Below are 17,106 nucleotides of genomic sequence, written 5' to 3' on the forward strand. Positions count from 1 at the left end.
TTGTATACATAATACAAATTGTTGCACGAAATGTACAAAGGATTCTTGATTGGAATCATTTTTGAATGGGTAAACAAAAAAATAGCCACCCCTTTTCCACCCATGACAAATGTCATGTGTCATCCTTGATATTCATCATTACAGAAGGCTGACGTTTATGACTTACCGGATGAACCGGATTCTTTTACAATGATAAAAACGCTTCCCTTGAAGACACAATTGGGAAACACAGAGTTATAGCCTTACTTGGCCATAACCACTGAAGGAGGACTACCATTTATGAGCAGAGCAAAAGAAATGGCACTGAAAAAAGAAGTTACCCCTTACGAGAAAAATGATCTTCGATTAAGTATCCGACAAATTATGAATACAATCCTTCCACTCTTCTTATTATGGGCCGCAGCCTACTATAGCCTGTCCGTTTCGTATTGGCTGACCTTTCCGATTGCCTTGGTGGCATCCGGATTTGTACTTCGAACGTTTATCATCTTCCATGACTGCTGTCACGGTTCCTTTTTCAAAAGCAAACGTGCCAACGACATTCTGGGGACCATTACGGGCGTCTTAACCCTTACTCCCTACCAGCAATGGAAAGCTGGACATTCCATCCACCACGCCACCAGCAGTAATCTGGACAAACGTGGTGTAGGTGATATCTGGGTCATGACCGTTGAAGAGTACAAAGCAGCATCAACATGGGGACGACTTTTCTACCGCATCTATCGTAATCCAGTCGTGATGTTTGGCATTGGTCCTATCTATGTATTTCTGCTCGCTTACCGTTTTAACCGTAAAGCTGCTCGTCGCAAAGAGCGCATCAACACACATCTGACTACGGTACTGATCATTGCACTTTATGCATTCATGTGCTGGTTGGTCGGATGGCAGGCCTTTGTTATGGTGCAGGCACCGGTCTTTTTCTTCTCCGGTTTCTTCGGAATCTGGCTGTTCTACGTTCAGCATCAGTTTGAAGATACCTACTTCGAACACGAGGATGAATGGAGTTACGTCAAGGCTGCTGTCGAAGGTAGTTCATATTATAAACTGCCGAAGCTGCTGCAATGGGTCAGCGGTAATATCGGATTTCACCATGTGCATCACTTGAGTCCACGCGTACCGAACTATTATCTGGAAGAGGCTCATAATGCGACGCCACCTCTGCAAAAGGCAACGACAATCACCCTTCGTTCGAGTCTGGTAGCCCTTCGCTTCCGCCTTTGGGACGAAGAATCCAAACGATTTATCAGCTTCAAAGAAATTAAATCGTTATACCGCAAACCTTATACTCAGCCACCTATACGTGTAAGCAATCAAGCGGGTCTGACAGAGAAGCCTTAAACTCTGTCGGATTCGTTTTCTTGTATTCAGGCTGAAGTCGTGCTACAGTCAGGCTAAAGTTGGAGTACAACGCAAAGCACGTTCAAGGAGGAGAATTTTTATTCAAAAGTGGATGCAGCTCTTTTATAAAAATACAGGTTTGAATCCGTACGTATGGCTAGTCTTTTTCATTCTGCCTTTCTATTATATTTCGCAATATTCAAAACTGTGGACCATGGTGACTGGAATTGTTATCATTCTTGTCTTTTTCGTCTGTTATTTGCTTGCCTTCATCACCAAGGGCTGGCAGGTATATATGTGGATCGGTCTGCTGATTGCCATTTCCATTACCATGACGATCGCATATGATTATGCGTATTTCTCACTGTTTCTTGCTTTTTTCATTGGGAATATTAAAAATAAAGCGGGTTTTTTCACCCTCTATTCGATAAACCTGGCAGCCAGTTTTTTAACCATTAATTATGGCTTCATTATTCAGAGCTCCAGATTGCTCAGTCAGTTTCCTTTTGTATTTATCAGTCTGATGGCATCCATTCTGCTTCCAATCAGCACCTATAACAAAAACAACCGTGAGCAATTGGAGGGCCAGCTGGAGAGTGCCAATAAACGACTGGATGATCTGGTCAAAATGGAAGAACGCCAGCGTATCGCCCGTGATCTGCACGATACCCTTGGGCAGAAACTTTCCTTGATCGGCCTGAAAACCGATCTGGCGAAACGCCTGCTTCGCGTCAACCCCGAGCAGGCCGAGATGGAGCTAAACGACTTGCGTCAAACCGCAAGCACAGCACTCAAGGAAGTTAGGGAAATGGTCACCACGATGCGCGGCACACAGCTGGTTGATGAACTGTTTCGTGCAGAGCAGATTTTGAAGGCCGCTTCGATCGAGTTCAAACTGGATGGAAACCCCAAACTGCAGGATACCTCTCAGCTCAATGAAAATGTATTGGGTATGTGTCTAAAAGAGGCCGTCACGAATGTGGTCAAGCATAGCCAGGCAACAATATGTACAATCAGCCTCAAGGAAACCCCTTCAGATAACATTCTGACCGTTTATGACAACGGAATTGGAATGGAACATGGTAACAATAAAGAACGTCGTGGTACAGGAATTCTTGGTATGAAAGAACGACTGGAATTTGTTAATGGTTGTCTCGATATTCGCTCCGGAACAAGCATAGACGGAACTCAGCTTATTATTCAGGTACCGAAGCTGGTTCGCAAACCAATCAAGGAGGAATAAACATGATCAGAATCGTCATCGCCGAAGACCAACGCATGATGCTTGGTGCCCTCTCCTCCCTGCTCAATTTGGAAGTAGACATGGAAGTGGTTGGTCGGGCAAGCAACGGGCAGGAGGCACTTGAGCTCGTCCAGCAGCATGCCCCCGATATATGCCTGATGGATATTGAAATGCCTCTCAAAAGCGGTCTGGAAGCTGCAGAGGAATTAAAAGGAACGAACTGTAAGGTAATTATCTTAACGACCTTTGCTCGGACCGGTTATTTCGAACGTGCATTAAAAGGCGGGGTGAGAGGTTACCTGTTAAAGGACAGTCCAATTGAGGAATTGGCTGAAGCCATACGCCAGGTCATGAACGGACGCCGTATCTTCGCCCCTGACCTGGTAGACGAGGCTTATGTCGAGGAAAACCCGCTTACAGAGCGGGAGAATGCCGTCCTTGGCCTCATGGCTGATGGCAAGAACACGAAGGAAATTGCCAAACACCTGTTTATCACGACTGGCACGGTGCGCAACTACATCTCTATCATTCTGAACAAATTAAATGCAAGCAATCGGATTGAAGCCATCACCCGTTCCAAGGAAAAGGGCTGGTTCAAATGAAAGTACCGCTTCAACCCATTACGACACAAATAATAGCTTGGTCAGGAGCTTCCACTCCCAGCCAAGCTATTTTAGTTACTTATTTTATTTGACCGATGCAACCATCCCTAGTGCGTCATTCGGCACCTGATTCGTTTGCAGCTGATGAATCTGCTTGCCTTCCTGCCATGAGATCGTGACCTTCACCGTTTTCCCGCCACTCGGATATTCCACATTCACGAAGCCTTTGTCCTTTGGAGCAGGCAGCGTGTGAGATTCCAGGTACTCGACCATTTTCTTGGCAATCCCCGGATTGTTCATCTTGTCTTCGGAGACCGATCGGATTTGCAGCGTCCATCTGCCTTCCTTCCAGGTTAAATACTGACTCCCTGCTGCCCCTTCGGCCATGCCTTTGATCCCGTGTCCGAGGTCAACTGACATTTCCTCGGGGATGTCGTCAAGGTTCGTATCCGGGAAAATCCCCGTGCTATTCGGGTCCTTATAGGTCTTCACTTCATAGGATGCGAACACCGCCGGTGCTTGGTTTGAAGACGTCAATGATGCATCGTTGATCGGAACGGACTGATCCACGGAATAGAAATTCACCTTGAAAGCCTCTGACGTATTGGCAGAAATGGCTGCTGCCAGATGTTTTCCTTTGTCCAGAGCGAATGAAGTCGGCAGCACGGTATCCTTCATCTTCATTTGACTGCGAATTTCCTGAATGACATCGCTAACGCTGGACTGCCCCTGTGTTCCCAGGCTGCCTTCCGAACCGGAATTGTTTTTTTCACCTGCAGATGTACTTGTACCCTCTGAGGTATTTTCATTATTATCCGAGCCTGCTGCAGTATGATTTCCTTCTGAAGTGTTCGAAAAATCGGCTCCACCGCTCCCGGATTGAGTTTGCTCACCTGAGATCGAAGTAGATGTGTTGCTTGCCTGTGACGTATTGTTTTCCTGCCCCCCGCAACCTGCAAGCGCAAGTAACACAGCAGTGGTAACAGGAATGATTACCCAACGTTTTTGCTTTTTCATGATGATCGCCTCCTTGATGTCTTCTTTCAATTGGATATTGTTTTTTTAAGCTTCATAACGTGTACTATATTAACGTTTATCGTTCCAGAAGTTAACCGGCTGCACTTTTTTGGTCAAAATTTCGAACTTGTATCCTTCTGCTTTCAATGTTTTCAACAATTGCGGAAGTACTTTTAGGGTCGCTTCCTGATCATGCATTAGCACAACCGGCGTTGTACCGCTCTTTTGAACGTTGTGAATCTGTTTCATCATACTGTTGTAAACCTTCTGGTGATCTTTCTTGTATTTCCAATCTTCGGAATCCACATTCCAATCCCATAGATGGAATCCACCTTGAGCAAGCAACACATTACGATATGACGACTTGAGATAAGGCTTACTGCCGTAAGGTGTACGAACAAGACTTGTCTTCACCCCGGCAACTTTGTTCAACGTCACATTCGCCTGCTGCATTTCCTTCAGTCCACTGTATGCCGATTGATAAAATTTGCTGGGAACGTGTGTCACGCCATGGAGACCCAATCCATGTCCGTCCGCCACAATACGTTTGGTCGCTTTCTGAAATTGCTGCATTTGTGGTCCGAGCATGAAGAAAGTCGCTTTTGCATGATACTGATCCAGTATATCCAGCAGTTGACCCGTGTGGGCTGTGGGCCCATCATCAAAGGTAAGATATATGATCTTCGCATTCGTTTTTGCTCCAGCAGATTTGGAAGCACTTGGCTTCGCGGATACCGACTGAGGCAAAAGGAGTGGAATCATAAGTAAAATGGCAAGTGTGGCGATCAATGATTTGCGAATATGTAACATAAATATAAATCTCCCTTGTGTCTAGTATTTCCCCGGGTGTCTACGAATCTCTCATTGCATCCCTTGGCGATAATCCTAATACTAACAAAAAGGACACGCCTCATTCTCGCTCCAAATGCTACGTTCGAGTTACACTTTTGTCAGAATAGCCAATGAAATAAAACGAAATTGATAGATTTGCAGCGAAAATCATCCCCGTCAGGATAGATCATTTTTGACATATGTTTCATTAACCTATTTTGAATGATCTGATAGATTTATGTTCGAAGTTTGTTTCCCATTTGATAAATTGAGATTAAACAACACAGCAAAAAAGCCTGCACAAGGCAAGCTTTTCATATGTAGTACGGAATATTTGATTGACATGTATTACGTGTGATTCATGCGCAATCACTATTACTCTGCAGGAGCAGTGAACGAACGTTTCCCGAATTCAGCGTCCAGCATATAGAAGGCATTGCTGTCTTTTTCAATGCGGCGCAGCTTTTGAATGATGCTGTCAAACAATGCTTCTTCCTCTACTTGCTCATCAATGAACCATTTCAGGAAATACATCGTAGCATGCTCACGTTCATTCAAGGCAAGGTCAGCCAGGTTGTAGAATTTTTTCGTATTTTGCTGTTCATGTGCATATCCGTGCTCAAACACATCCAGCATGGAAGTATACTCATTTTTCGGTTCCGGCAAAGCCTCCAATGTCGCGCGTTGTCCACGATCGTTCAGGAACTTGTATATTTTCATTCCATGGAATCGCTCTTCTTCAGCCTGTACAATGAAAAAATTCGCGAAGCCGTCCAGACTTTCACTGGAACAGTATGCTGCCATCGCGAGATATACATGGGCAGAATAAAACTCAAAATTCATCTGTTGGTTCAATGCCTGTGTTAACTCTTTACTCATATTCGACACACCTCATGCTTTCTCTAGGAATGGTCCTATTCTATCATAATGAACGTGGAACTGACATGGATTATCTACCAAATGGGCTAATGACTTAATTTATGTTCTTCATATTAAGCGTACACGAATCTGAATAAAAGAAAGCTCTGCCGGCATGGCAGAGCTTCCTTCATTCATTTGGAGAAATGAATTATACCAAGAACGCTTTGGAGATGATAACCAACAGGATGAACAGAACCAGAATGGCACCTACAGAAGTAAAACCTCCGTATCCGTAGCCTCTTGTTTCTCCACCTAATACTTCGCTCATTGACCGTACCTCCTCTGCAACAGGTATGGGATATCTTATGCAGGAAGAACGGGTTTGACCGGGCGAATGCCCTAATATTTAAAATTGCATTTCTTAATAACGGGGGGATTCCACCCGCATAATATCGAGAAAAGGTACTTTCGCCATAAACTCCTCTTCGGTGTATTCTACATGTACCAGCCGAGTGCGGGAATCCAGCTTGACAATAACCCCTTGTACCTGCTCTTCCTTCCCCCATACCGTCAACAGTACTTCCGAACGCTCGTGATACGCTTCAACCAATTGATTCCCCAACTCTTCCAGCTCAAATTCATCCCTAGTAGGTCTTTTTGCGACTTTTGCTTTTGCCAATGTGGAGGCCTCCTCTACAGCTAATCCGACGTCCCGATTCCACGGGTTGTTTGCCGAGGGCATATTCAATTAGTATACCATTCATTTGCGTTCGTGTAATGTCATGGAAGTCATTTGGAGCAAATTTCCCAATTCATCACCGTAAGCTGGATTGCGTTATTCTTCACGGTACTCGATAACAATCGTGTACTCATTCGATCGGGCTTCACCGTTTCGTTTCTTTCCGTTCAGTTCATAGGTGTACAGAGCAGTCAGGAAACCTTTCAGGGTTCCCGTGTCCTCCGCGGACAGCTGCGCTGCATAGGAGATATTTCGCTGCGCACCTGGAACCAGTTCCCCCAGATGCAGATACCTTGGCGAAGAGTATTCGGGTATGCTCCATTGAACCTGACCTTCCTCTTGTCCTCGCCACTTGGCTCCCGGTGGAAGAACGCCTGTCAATTGTACACGGGCAGGCAGTGAGCCTATATTCTCGACCCGGACCTGAAAAGTGACTGATCCACCCTGCTCGACCAAATGAGGAGTCACTTCAACGTGAACCTTGATAATCGGGCCTTTCAGGTAGATCGTCGCTTCGTTGGAGGCGGCCATGCGCTGCACCATTCGTGAATCCGGCAATCGATACGTATACAAGAGACGCGCCTGGTTAACCAGTTTGGATGGATCAGGCATGGCAGTCCCATGTTCTATAATTTTTGCTTCAAATTGAATATTGATGACAGACCGTGCAGTCAATGTCCCCAGGCTCACTCCTTTGACCGGATTGGCCCCGGGCCGTTTGACACCATTCCAGCTGAGGCTCCCTTCCACAAAGGTCATGCCGGCCGGCAATGAATCTGATACCTTGGCATCCACCGCATAATTGCTTTCATTCGCAATGGTAATGTCATATCGTACCGTATCCCCGGCTGAGGCAATCTCTGGAAGCACCCTTTTTTGAATCGAAATAAATGGCTGGATGACTTCAAGTGTGACTTCGTTCGAGTAAACGATCTCCCGCTTGCCTGCAGAAGTGTACTCCAGCACCGCCTGAGTTGGAATACTTTCAGCATCCCTTACCGAAACCACCTGGACCCGATATTGAATACGGACAGAACTTCTGGGCTCAATGTCACCGATCTCTATTCCAGAATCCGGGGTCATCTGGGGGGCGAACATTCCGTTAATTACAACACTTGCAGGAATAAACACAAGGCCAGGAGCCAAAGCGATGGTCACCTTGGCACCTGCAGCTGTCAGAAATCCAGGATTGCTCACAACGACACTGTACAAAACAATATCCCCTGAAAAGGTCGGGATATGGTCCGACTGAAGGGCAACCTCCAGACGGGATGAGGCCAGAGTGACCTCAACCGTATTGGATAGTTCTCGGCCTGTAACCGTCCTGCCTTCCGGTGTTAGAAATTCATAGTTAACCTGTGCCTGATTGAGCAGCTTCAATGTCGGAGGTAATCGCACGATGGCAACTTGAAAGTGGTAGCGCAGTGTAGCTCCCGGCGTAACCTCTGCAGGAGGCAGCCCAAGCTGAGGTGATGCACCGGGTAATGGAACGCCATCACGAAGTACACTATTCGGAAGCAGTGACGTATCTTCCGAGAGCGGATCTACTACGTATACGATGGCAGTTCGATTACCAGAATTCGTAATCTCAATCTGATAAGTTAGCGACTGTCCCAGTGCAGCAACAGTCACATTGGATTCCTTTCTTACTTCAAGTCTGGGTCCAACCCATGGTGTGACTACGGTATTGGAGTAGGCCACTTGTTCCAGTTCAGTCGTACCCGAGCTGAATCGAACCAGTGACTGATTCTGTAGCCAGTGGGACAACGGACCGGAAGATTGGCTCATATCACCACGACCTCTACTCTGAATGTAACGGTAACCGAAGCACCAGCAGCGATCGATCCGAGCGTTATTCCCGTATTCGGATTGCCGGTTGGTCTTGGCACTCCATCTACCGTTACGCTTCCGGGTACAAACACCGTTCCTGCTGGTACAGGGTCCACCATGACCACATTATTGACCACTTCAATACCGGCATTTGTAACAACAACCGTATAAGTAATTACATCACCGACAACAGCATCAATGGCGTCTGTGCTTTTGACAACAGTGACGTTAGGTGCTGATACAGGAATCACGAGGACGTTGGAAGACACGGTACCCGTCAACTGACGGCCATCCGGCGGACTGAACGTATAAGTGGCCACGGCCTGGTTGACTAACTGCTGGTTCTGCGGCAGCGAATCCACAGTAACTTCAAGGGTGACTGTCACATTAACGGATCCCCCTGGCGGTATGGTACCCACAACAATTCCTGTCTCCGGATTGGCACCTGGTTGTGGAACACCATCAATCAATACACTGTTCGGAAGAAGCACAGCCCCATCCGGAATGTTATCCGTCAATGTCAGATTGGCAGCCAGATTTCCGCTGTTGTTAATGGAGAAAGAGTACACGATAGTATCTCCGATCGTTGCATTGGATGTACTTGCTGTCTTGGTTACGGCTATGATCGGTTGATAGATCGGTGTTACTACGATATTCGAGTATGAAGCACCCGAGAAGACACCCGATGTGAAGCTTACGGCAGACTGACTGCTCACCACAGGTGGTGCAGGCAGCGTATTAACTCGCACCGCATAGGACACTGCTGCGGAGGCTCCTGGGGCCAGAGATCCAATAGCGATGCCCAGTGCAGGGTTAGCCGAGGCACGCGGAACACCGTCCACCAGGACGCTCCCAGCGACAAATGTGGTGGCTGGATCGATTGGATCGGTTAACACCACATTGTTAACGGGATCGATTCCGTTATTGGTTATAACCATCTCATATACGATGGTATCGCCTACTACCGCATCCACTGCCGCTGTCGTTTTCGTTACACTAACATCCGGAGCAGATACCTGAATGTTAAGGGAATTGGATGTTAGACTGCCTCCCAGTGTTCTTCCGTCTGGCAGCGTATACGTAAAGGTTGCAGAAGCCTGATTCGTAATGGATTGGCTCAAAGGAAGAGTGACAATGACAACCGAGAACATGACCATGGTTGTTGTTGAAACGACGCCAAGTGGAATGCCCGAAGCCGGATCGGCACCCGGTACGGATGCACCATTGACGATAACGCTATTGGGTACAAGTTCAGTTCCGGCAGGGATTGTATCGGTCAACGTGACGGAGGCCCCGTAGTTCCCGGCATTGGAGATGGCAATGCTGTACACAACGGTATCCCCTACCGTGGCTATTGCCTGATCTCCCGTTTTGACCGCTGTCAAAATCGGCTGGTACACCGGCGTTGTAACCGTATTGGAAAAAGTTGTGGCCGAGAACACGCCTGATGTAAAGCTGACTGTGGACTGATTGTTCAAAGCTTCACTTGCCGGAAGCGAAGTAACCTGCACACTAAATACAACGGTCACGGTAGCACCAGGCGCGATGGAGCCGATGGTTATTCCGGTGGAAGGGTTGGCACCCGGGCGGAGCACACCATCTACAAATACGCCGGTTGGCGCAAGGACAGTGCTTGCCGGTACTGCATCCGTGAAGACTACATTGTTCACCGTAGCTATTCCGTTATTCGTTACTGCGACGCTGTATGTCACAATATCACCGACAGATCCCGCCGTTGACGTCGTCGATTTCACTACATCGACATCCGGAGCCGAGACCGAAATGGTCAGTACGTTGGACAGCACCGAACCTGCGATGCTCCGTCCGTCAGGCAAGGTGAAGGAAAGAGCCACCGCCGCCTGATTCACCAGCTGCTGTGGAGATGGTAAGGTATCAACGACCACAGAAAAAGTAATGGTTGTTGTTGCACCAGCAGCGACAGTCCCTGCCGAAATACCTGTGGCTGGATTCGCGGCAGGCAGCGGCTGCCCATTCACAATGACACTGTTCGGAACGAGAACGGTTCCCGCAGGGATATTGTCTGTCAGGTTAATCTGGGCCCCATAGTTACCCGTGTTGGCGACGGTAATCGTGTAACTAACAGTGTCACCTACGGTAGCGTTCTGTGTGCTTGCCGTCTTGGTTGCTGAGAGAATAGGCTGGAATACCGGTGTGACCACCGTATTGGAAAACGTCGTACTTGAGAATGCCCCTGAGGTAAAACTGACTGTGGATCGATTACTCAACTGGTCGCTTGGAGGGATCGCATCAACACGAATGCTGAAAGTTACGGTAGCTGAAGTTCCTGGAGCAAGTGTCCCGAGCGATATCCCCCCTGCCGGGTTGGCTGCGGGTTGCACTACGCCATTCACCGTCACACTGCCGGTGACAAAGGAGGCTCCGGCAGGAATCGGATCCGAAAACTGAATATTGTTTACCGGTGCTATACCGCTGTTCGTTACTTGTATGGAGTAAGTGACGGTATCACCTACGGCAGCCACAGTTGAAGGTGTACTTTTAACGACAGCAACGTTTGGAGATGAGACCGGAAACGTCAATGTATTTGAAGTGGCTGTTCCTGTTAACGTTCGTCCATCAGGAGGTGTAAAGGTAAAGGAAGATGTAGCAAAGTTGCTAAGCTGCTGCGGAGACGGAAGTGTATCCACGACAACAGCGAACGTGACAACCGCTGTTGCTCCCGCTGCTACAATGCCTACCTGAATACCTGTTCCCGGCGTCGCTCCAGGCTGCGGCACACCAGATACCACAACACTGTTGGCTACAAAAGAAGTCGCAGCAGGAATCGTATCTGTGACGGTAACATTGGCCTGCAAATTGCCAGTGTTGCTGACCGTCACCGTGTATACAACTGTATCACCTACGGTGGCATTGACAGTATTGGCCGTTTTGACAAGTGAAATCTGCGGTTGTATAACCGGAGTCTGTGTCGTATTGGACGATGATGACCCCGAAAATGAACCAGATGTGAAGCTGACCGTCGATTGATTGTTAATCTGTGAAGGGATCGGCATGGTAATCGTCACCTCAAAAGTTACGGTCACCTCAGCTCCTGGAGCCAAAGTACCGATTGGAATGCCGGCGGTCGGATTGGAGAGCGGGAATGAAGTCCCGTTCACAATGACGCTTCCGGGTACAAATGGGGTATTCGGAGGAAGAGGGTTGACATATACCACATTGTTAACGGCTACTGTGCCGTTGTTGCGAATAACAGAAGTGTACCTGATGACATCCCCGACTACGCCGTACTCTACATTATCACTGTTAACAATCGTTACATTGGGCAGAGAGACAGGAATAGTGATGGTGTTGGATGACGAGAATCCGGCAATCGTTCTTCCACTTGGAAGCGTGTAGGAGAATGAAGCGATCGCCTGGTTAGTCAACTGTCTCGAATCAGGCAAGCTGGTGACCGTTGCGACAAAGGTCACCGTTGTGCTTGAGTTAGCCGCGATTGATCCCAAACTAATCCCTGTTGCCGGACTTACACCAGGTGTAGGTACACCATTAATAATGACACTGTTCGTACTGAATACCGCTCCCGCAGGAATCGGATCCGTCAAGGTAACCGAAGCCGCGATGTTACCTGTGTTGTTAATCTGGATGCTGTAGTTATAGGTATCGCCTACCGTCAGATTGGTTGTGCTTGCCGATTTCACCACTTGAATGACGGGTTGAAATATAGGTGTGCTAACCGTAACTGATGAAGAAACGCCATTAAAACTGCCCGACGTAAACGCTGCGCTTGCACGGTTGGTAACTGAACCTGTGGAAGGAACAGACGTCACTCTGGTCTGGTAGGTCACGGTGACACTGCTTGAGCTGTTCAGGGTTCCTACAGCAATACCCGAAACCGGACTTGCACTTCCGGCAGCTGTTCCATTAATGGTGACACTGCCTGGTACAAATTCCGATCCGGTCGGTGTATCCGAAATCACCAGATTTTGGACCGCACTAATGCCCGCATTGGTTGCAATAACGGTATAGGTAAGGATGTCGCCTACCGTGGCATCTGGTGTATTTACGGTTTTGCTAATGGAGATATTGGGTGCCGATGCAGGTATGCGAACGATATTGGACTGACTGCTGCCTGAGAGATTCCGTCCGCTCGGAAGCTGGTACGTATAAGTTGCAGTACCCTGATTCTCCAGTGTTGGCGGAGATGGAAGTGTACTCAGGGTAGCGCGAAACACTACCGTTGCGGTGGCTCCTGGCTGGAGACTTCCCAGCGTTATTCCGGTTAATGGGCTGGTTCCCGGACGCGCAGTACCATTCACCGTTACTGAGTTCGGAACAAACGTCAGTCCAGCCGGAATGGTATCGGTTACCGTAACTTGAGCCGCAATGTTTCCGCTGTTTGTCACCACCAGCGTATATGCAAGCTGATCGCCCAGTGTCGCATTCGTTTGACTCGCCGACTTGTTGATGGCAATGATCGGCTGGTACACAGGGGTTGTAATCGAATTGGAGTTGGCAATGCCCGTAAATGCACCTGAACTATAGGACACAGCAGCCCGATTAAGGAGCGAACCTGATACGGGCAAGGATTGCACCGTAACCTGAAACGTCACCGTCGCGGAACTTCCGGCGGTCAGTGTTCCAATAGATATGCCACTGTTCGGGTTAGCCGATGCTACAACGGAACCTCTTACTGTCACACTCCCCGGAACAAATACAGTTCCTGCAGGGAGAGAATCCGTAAGAATCACATTGTTAATCGGTTGAATACCGCCGTTCGTGGTAACCACGGTGTAGGTAAAGGTCTCCCCTACGGCTACGTCACTGACCGAAGCCGATTTCACCGCGGTTACATTGGGTAATGTCACCGGAATCGTCAGGGTGTTTGATGCTAGTGTACCCGTTACCGTCCGTCCGTCAGGCGAGTTGAATGAATATGAAGCGGTGGCCTGATCCACAAGAGTTGGCGGTGTTGGCAAGCTTGTGACGAGGACTTGAAAGGTTACGGTATTTGCGCTCCCTGCAGCAAGACTGCCCAAATTTACACCTGTGGCAGGATTAGCACCTGCTATTACATTTCCGTTCAGACGGAAGCTGCCTGCTACATACGAGCTGCCACTTGGGATGTTGTCTGTCAATGTAACGACCGCCGCAACATTCCCTCCGTTGTTTACCTGAAGCGTGTACGTTACCGTATCACCCACCGTGGCATTGGTTGTACTCGCCGACTTCACAATGGACAGGTTTGGTGAATATACAGGAAGTGTGGAGCTGTTGGAGGGAATTACGCCTGTTATGGTCGGACCTCCGGCCACACTCTGAAACGTAAATGCCGCATTGGCCGAATTCACAAGCTGCAAAATGCTTGCATCCTGTCCGATAAGTGCCCGGTAAGTTACAACAATACTGCTGGACAGGTTTAATGAGCCCAGCGGAATGCCAGCTGTGATATCCAGTGTTGGACGCGGTACGCCTGCAACGGTGACGCTACCTGGAATAAAGGTCAGTCCTGCAGGCAAAGAGTCGGATAAAACCACGCTGGCGGCGCTGGCCGTACCTGCATTGGCAACCGTAACCGTATAGAGAATGCTATCCCCTGCTACCGCACCGGTGGCCGTTGATCCCTTCGATACGGTAATTCTTGGTGCGTTAATATCCACCTGAATGGCATTACCGTTAACGATGTACGCATCTCCCGATGTGGTTAATGTCAACACAGCTGAAGACTGATTATTAATCAGTCTGGCAGACACATCCACATTGGTTATGTCCCAACCTTGACGTCCACCGGAAATGTTGGAGCCAGGTGCTCCATTGATCTGGTTCCGGGTCCCAAAGGTTCCTGTCGTGTTGAGTGCTCCGGTATCTCCGTTGATTTGGGATGCAAAAAAGTTGGCAGCCAGGTTGTTGGGCCCCGACAAGGCAACCGAAGTCGCCGACGTTGGTCCAAATAACGCCTGATCTCCGGTCCGATTCGCGTCACCCTCCTGCGCACTGAACAGCGCTCTTCCTCCGAGGGTGCCAGAGATCGGAGTCGCAAAACCTGTCAGTGTGGTAACCACCGGTGCTGAAGTCGATTGGACAAGTACTCCGCCGGCCCGGAGTGACATGTTTCGGAAGGGCAGGTTCGGATTTTGATAAATGACGCCTAGCGTCCAGCCTGCATGGTTGGCCGTCGCATCATTGTTGATGACGATCGTTCCCACAACCGCTCCGGTGATATATGTACCCGCTCCCCCATTTTGTACCAGCGTCGTAACATTGGCCGAACGCACATAACCAGCAGCGCCGTTCCCCAGATCGAATTGATTGTATGTCGCGGGGTCAGGAGTAACGCTGGATGTCCCTGCAGGTGTGATAAAGGTGACCGGATTGTTGATGGCTGCACTCAGGTTCACATTGCCATTAATATAGCTTCCGCCCCAGATCAATTCTGCGTATAACACTGTACTCCCCGCTGGAAGGACAAGTATGGCAGCTGAGCTGTTGCTCTGATACAAATTTGTCGTACCCAGAGGATATGTCCCAAAACTTACGGCCGTATTGGTCGTCGTGAATGCGCCAATACTGTCCTGTGTTCCTGGCACCCCTGCCGTATCGGATCGACTCAAACCGAGTGTATTGCCTGTAAACGTAATTGCTCCCGTAGCGTTGACGGTTGAACGAACGACAAGAGGAATAGAGATCACCCCCTTCATCAAGGATTGTAATCATCGTATGTAACGGAGCCTTGGTTCAGTCTATGAGGTTCATTTCGATATTTGTTTGTCCCTGTGAAAAGTTTCTGCTCTGTCCTGCGCTATATGTCAACTTTGTTTTCACCCATTTAATTAACATTTGCGTTTTGCACAATCTGTTTTATAATCAACTAATACGAGAGTCATTCTGTCGTACCATTATGATGCAGTCAGCGGTGATATATGAAGAGTTTGTCTACACATAGCAACCATATTCCAACAGAATATGAATTCAAGCATTCCAAATGGATTAAAAAAATGCTTCATGCTTACTGGGTTGTCGTAATCACACATTTCGTCGTTCAGATCGGCTGTTTCCTGTTTCTGGACTATGATCGCACTCCTGAGGATTTCATCATTCATGTTATAATCTGGCCCACAGCCTCAAGTATTGCTTCCATTATGATCGCGAGCTGGATCGACCGACGCTTCAATACCTTTTCGTTCTATGCCATGTCGGCGGCCAGCACAGTTGTTGCCTGGACGATCATTCATGTCAATTATGACATTCGAATTATTCAAGCGATCAGCCTGCTGCCCATCTTCACGTCTGTTTTGTTTTTTAGCAGAAAGCGAGTCTGGACCGCATGTTTGATGCAAACGACGGGTTATGTTTTGGTTCTGTTTGATTCAGGCTATCGTTCCTATTTGACTTCCTTTGACATGGTTTCCATCCCAGCCTTTCTCATTGTCGGTACATATGTAGCCCAGGTCATTGTCACAAGCGGCGTGGAAGTACTGGATGATCTCAAGGACAGCATGTTAGCCAAGCAGGAACTGATTGTACGGAATGCCATTATGACCAAGCAGTCCAAAACCGATGGGCTTACCAATCTCTATAACCAGAGTTCATTCAAAGATTATTACGATAAAGCCTATGAATATGCCAAGAGCGGTATGAGCCTTCATTTGGCACTAATTGATATTGATGATTTTAAATCGATCAATGATACCTATGGACATCGGGTAGGCGATATTATTCTGGAGAAAGTTTCGCATGTCATTCAGGAGAACATTACTTCAAGCGATATTGCAGCCCGTTATGGCGGTGAAGAATTCGCATTGCTTATGTTTGAACAGTCTTTTGATCAGGCTTATGCTCTCGTGGAACAGATCCGTCAGAAAATAGCCCTGATGGGCCATTTGGAACTGGAGGGAAATTCCATCACCGTAAGTGTGGGACTCAAAAGTTTCAATGCCCGGCTCACCAAAGAAAAACTGTTTGAAGAGGTGGATGCCTGTCTATACGCTGCCAAACGGACAGGTAAAAACAAAACCGTGACATCCATTGACCTTGTTCAGATTTAGATGCATACAAAAGACAAAAAAGTTGTACCGCAAACCGAATTCGGTTGTGCAGTACAACTTTTTTCACATCTAAAATAGTCCTCTTACTCGGCCCATTCCCAGCGATGTGCATATTGCTCCAGCTTGGGATGAAGTGTATCTTGCTGACCATCGATAAGGAGGCGCAGTTTCGTAATCCAGTCCTTGAACGAGTCGAAGGAAGCAAACAGATTCGCCATTTCAGAGGTGAGATACAGAAAATGAGGTGCCGGATATTCAGCTGTCAGATGACGCAGAGCCGAATCAATCGGCGTGTACTTCTTCCTCTTACCTTCCAATCCCTCTACCTTGATGCGGAACCCCGTATGATCTCGCTTCCACTCATGCAGACGGTCCTCTCTTTTATAATACGGCTGCACCCCATCCTTGCTCATGCGCTTGAAGGTGCTCTCATGCAGCGGATAGAGAACCAACTGTGTAAACGCGCGCGTATCCGAAGTAACTGCTGCACGTTCAAGTTGTTCATCGGTAACATGCTCGAATGAATCGTAGAAAATCAGTGTGCCTTTCCGGCTTGCCGCAGGCGGCTCGTAACCGTACGGAACGGTCGTATAATTTCCAGACATGAACTCCCTCCAGTCCGTT

The 17,106-nt window shown here is 48.1% G+C and carries 12 protein-coding genes; 4 read left to right on the forward strand and 8 right to left on the reverse strand.

The genetic code is table 11. The features are described from left to right. Window positions 1-279: 279 nt before the first annotated feature. From ABGV42_RS08410 to ABGV42_RS08420, 3 genes are all read left to right on the forward strand, one after another. Window positions 280-1,338 carry a fatty acid desaturase gene (locus ABGV42_RS08410; protein WP_347381274.1) on the forward strand — a complete coding sequence of 353 codons (1,059 nt, stop codon included), beginning with the start codon at window positions 280-282 and terminating at the stop codon, window positions 1,336-1,338. 112 nt (window positions 1,339-1,450) lie between these two features. Further along, window positions 1,451-2,581, forward strand: a complete 1,131-nt coding sequence (locus ABGV42_RS08415) for a sensor histidine kinase (protein ID WP_347381275.1) — start codon at window positions 1,451-1,453, stop codon at window positions 2,579-2,581. A 2-nt stretch (window positions 2,582-2,583) separates the two neighbouring features. Continuing rightward, window positions 2,584-3,183 carry a response regulator transcription factor gene (locus ABGV42_RS08420; RefSeq protein WP_347381276.1) on the forward strand — a complete coding sequence of 200 codons (600 nt, stop codon included), beginning with the start codon at window positions 2,584-2,586 and terminating at the stop codon, window positions 3,181-3,183. An 84-nt stretch (window positions 3,184-3,267) separates the two neighbouring features. Here ABGV42_RS08420 and ABGV42_RS08425 read toward each other — a convergent pair whose 3' ends face one another. The 7 genes from ABGV42_RS08425 to ABGV42_RS08455 all read right to left on the reverse strand — a co-directional run bounded on the left by ABGV42_RS08425 (window position 3,268) and on the right by ABGV42_RS08455 (window position 15,135). Continuing rightward, on the reverse strand, window positions 3,268-4,200 hold the full coding sequence (locus ABGV42_RS08425) for a hypothetical protein (RefSeq protein WP_347381277.1): 933 nt from the start codon (window positions 4,198-4,200) through the stop codon (window positions 3,268-3,270). A 69-nt stretch (window positions 4,201-4,269) separates the two neighbouring features. Continuing rightward, window positions 4,270-5,010: a polysaccharide deacetylase family protein gene (locus tag ABGV42_RS08430; protein ID WP_347381278.1), complete on the reverse strand. Its 741-nt coding sequence runs from the start codon at window positions 5,008-5,010 to the stop codon at window positions 4,270-4,272. Window positions 5,011-5,406: 396 nt separating this feature from the next. Then, window positions 5,407-5,910 carry a ferritin gene (locus ABGV42_RS08435; protein WP_095287527.1) on the reverse strand — a complete coding sequence of 168 codons (504 nt, stop codon included), beginning with the start codon at window positions 5,908-5,910 and terminating at the stop codon, window positions 5,407-5,409. A gap of 190 nt (window positions 5,911-6,100) precedes the next feature. Beyond that, window positions 6,101-6,220: a hypothetical protein gene (locus ABGV42_RS08440; RefSeq protein ID WP_017688846.1), complete on the reverse strand. Its 120-nt coding sequence runs from the start codon at window positions 6,218-6,220 to the stop codon at window positions 6,101-6,103. Between the two features lie 93 nt (window positions 6,221-6,313). Then, the gene (locus ABGV42_RS08445; protein ID WP_110822460.1) at window positions 6,314-6,571 is read right to left on the reverse strand and encodes a YolD-like family protein; all 258 of its coding nucleotides are present in this window, start codon (window positions 6,569-6,571) and stop codon (window positions 6,314-6,316) included. Window positions 6,572-6,727: 156 nt separating this feature from the next. Further along, the gene (locus tag ABGV42_RS08450; RefSeq protein ID WP_347381279.1) at window positions 6,728-8,419 is read right to left on the reverse strand and encodes a DUF11 domain-containing protein; all 1,692 of its coding nucleotides are present in this window, start codon (window positions 8,417-8,419) and stop codon (window positions 6,728-6,730) included. After that, on the reverse strand, window positions 8,416-15,135 hold the full coding sequence (locus tag ABGV42_RS08455) for a DUF7507 domain-containing protein (protein ID WP_347383181.1): 6,720 nt from the start codon (window positions 15,133-15,135) through the stop codon (window positions 8,416-8,418). The genes ABGV42_RS08450 and ABGV42_RS08455 overlap by 4 nt, the downstream gene beginning before the upstream one ends. A gap of 222 nt (window positions 15,136-15,357) precedes the next feature. Here ABGV42_RS08455 and ABGV42_RS08460 point away from each other — a divergent pair, with 222 nt between their 5' ends. Further along, window positions 15,358-16,482 carry a GGDEF domain-containing protein gene (locus ABGV42_RS08460; RefSeq protein WP_347381280.1) on the forward strand — a complete coding sequence of 375 codons (1,125 nt, stop codon included), beginning with the start codon at window positions 15,358-15,360 and terminating at the stop codon, window positions 16,480-16,482. A gap of 83 nt (window positions 16,483-16,565) precedes the next feature. Here the strand turns inward: ABGV42_RS08460 and ABGV42_RS08465 are convergent, their stop codons facing one another. Beyond that, a complete protein-coding gene (locus tag ABGV42_RS08465) occupies window positions 16,566-17,087 on the reverse strand; it encodes a hypothetical protein (RefSeq protein ID WP_347381281.1) in 522 nt (173 codons plus the stop codon). Window positions 17,088-17,106: the final 19 nt, after the last annotated feature.

The organism is Paenibacillus pabuli, assembly GCF_039831995.1.
In the GTDB taxonomy this organism is placed as follows: domain Bacteria; phylum Bacillota; class Bacilli; order Paenibacillales; family Paenibacillaceae; genus Paenibacillus; species Paenibacillus pabuli_C.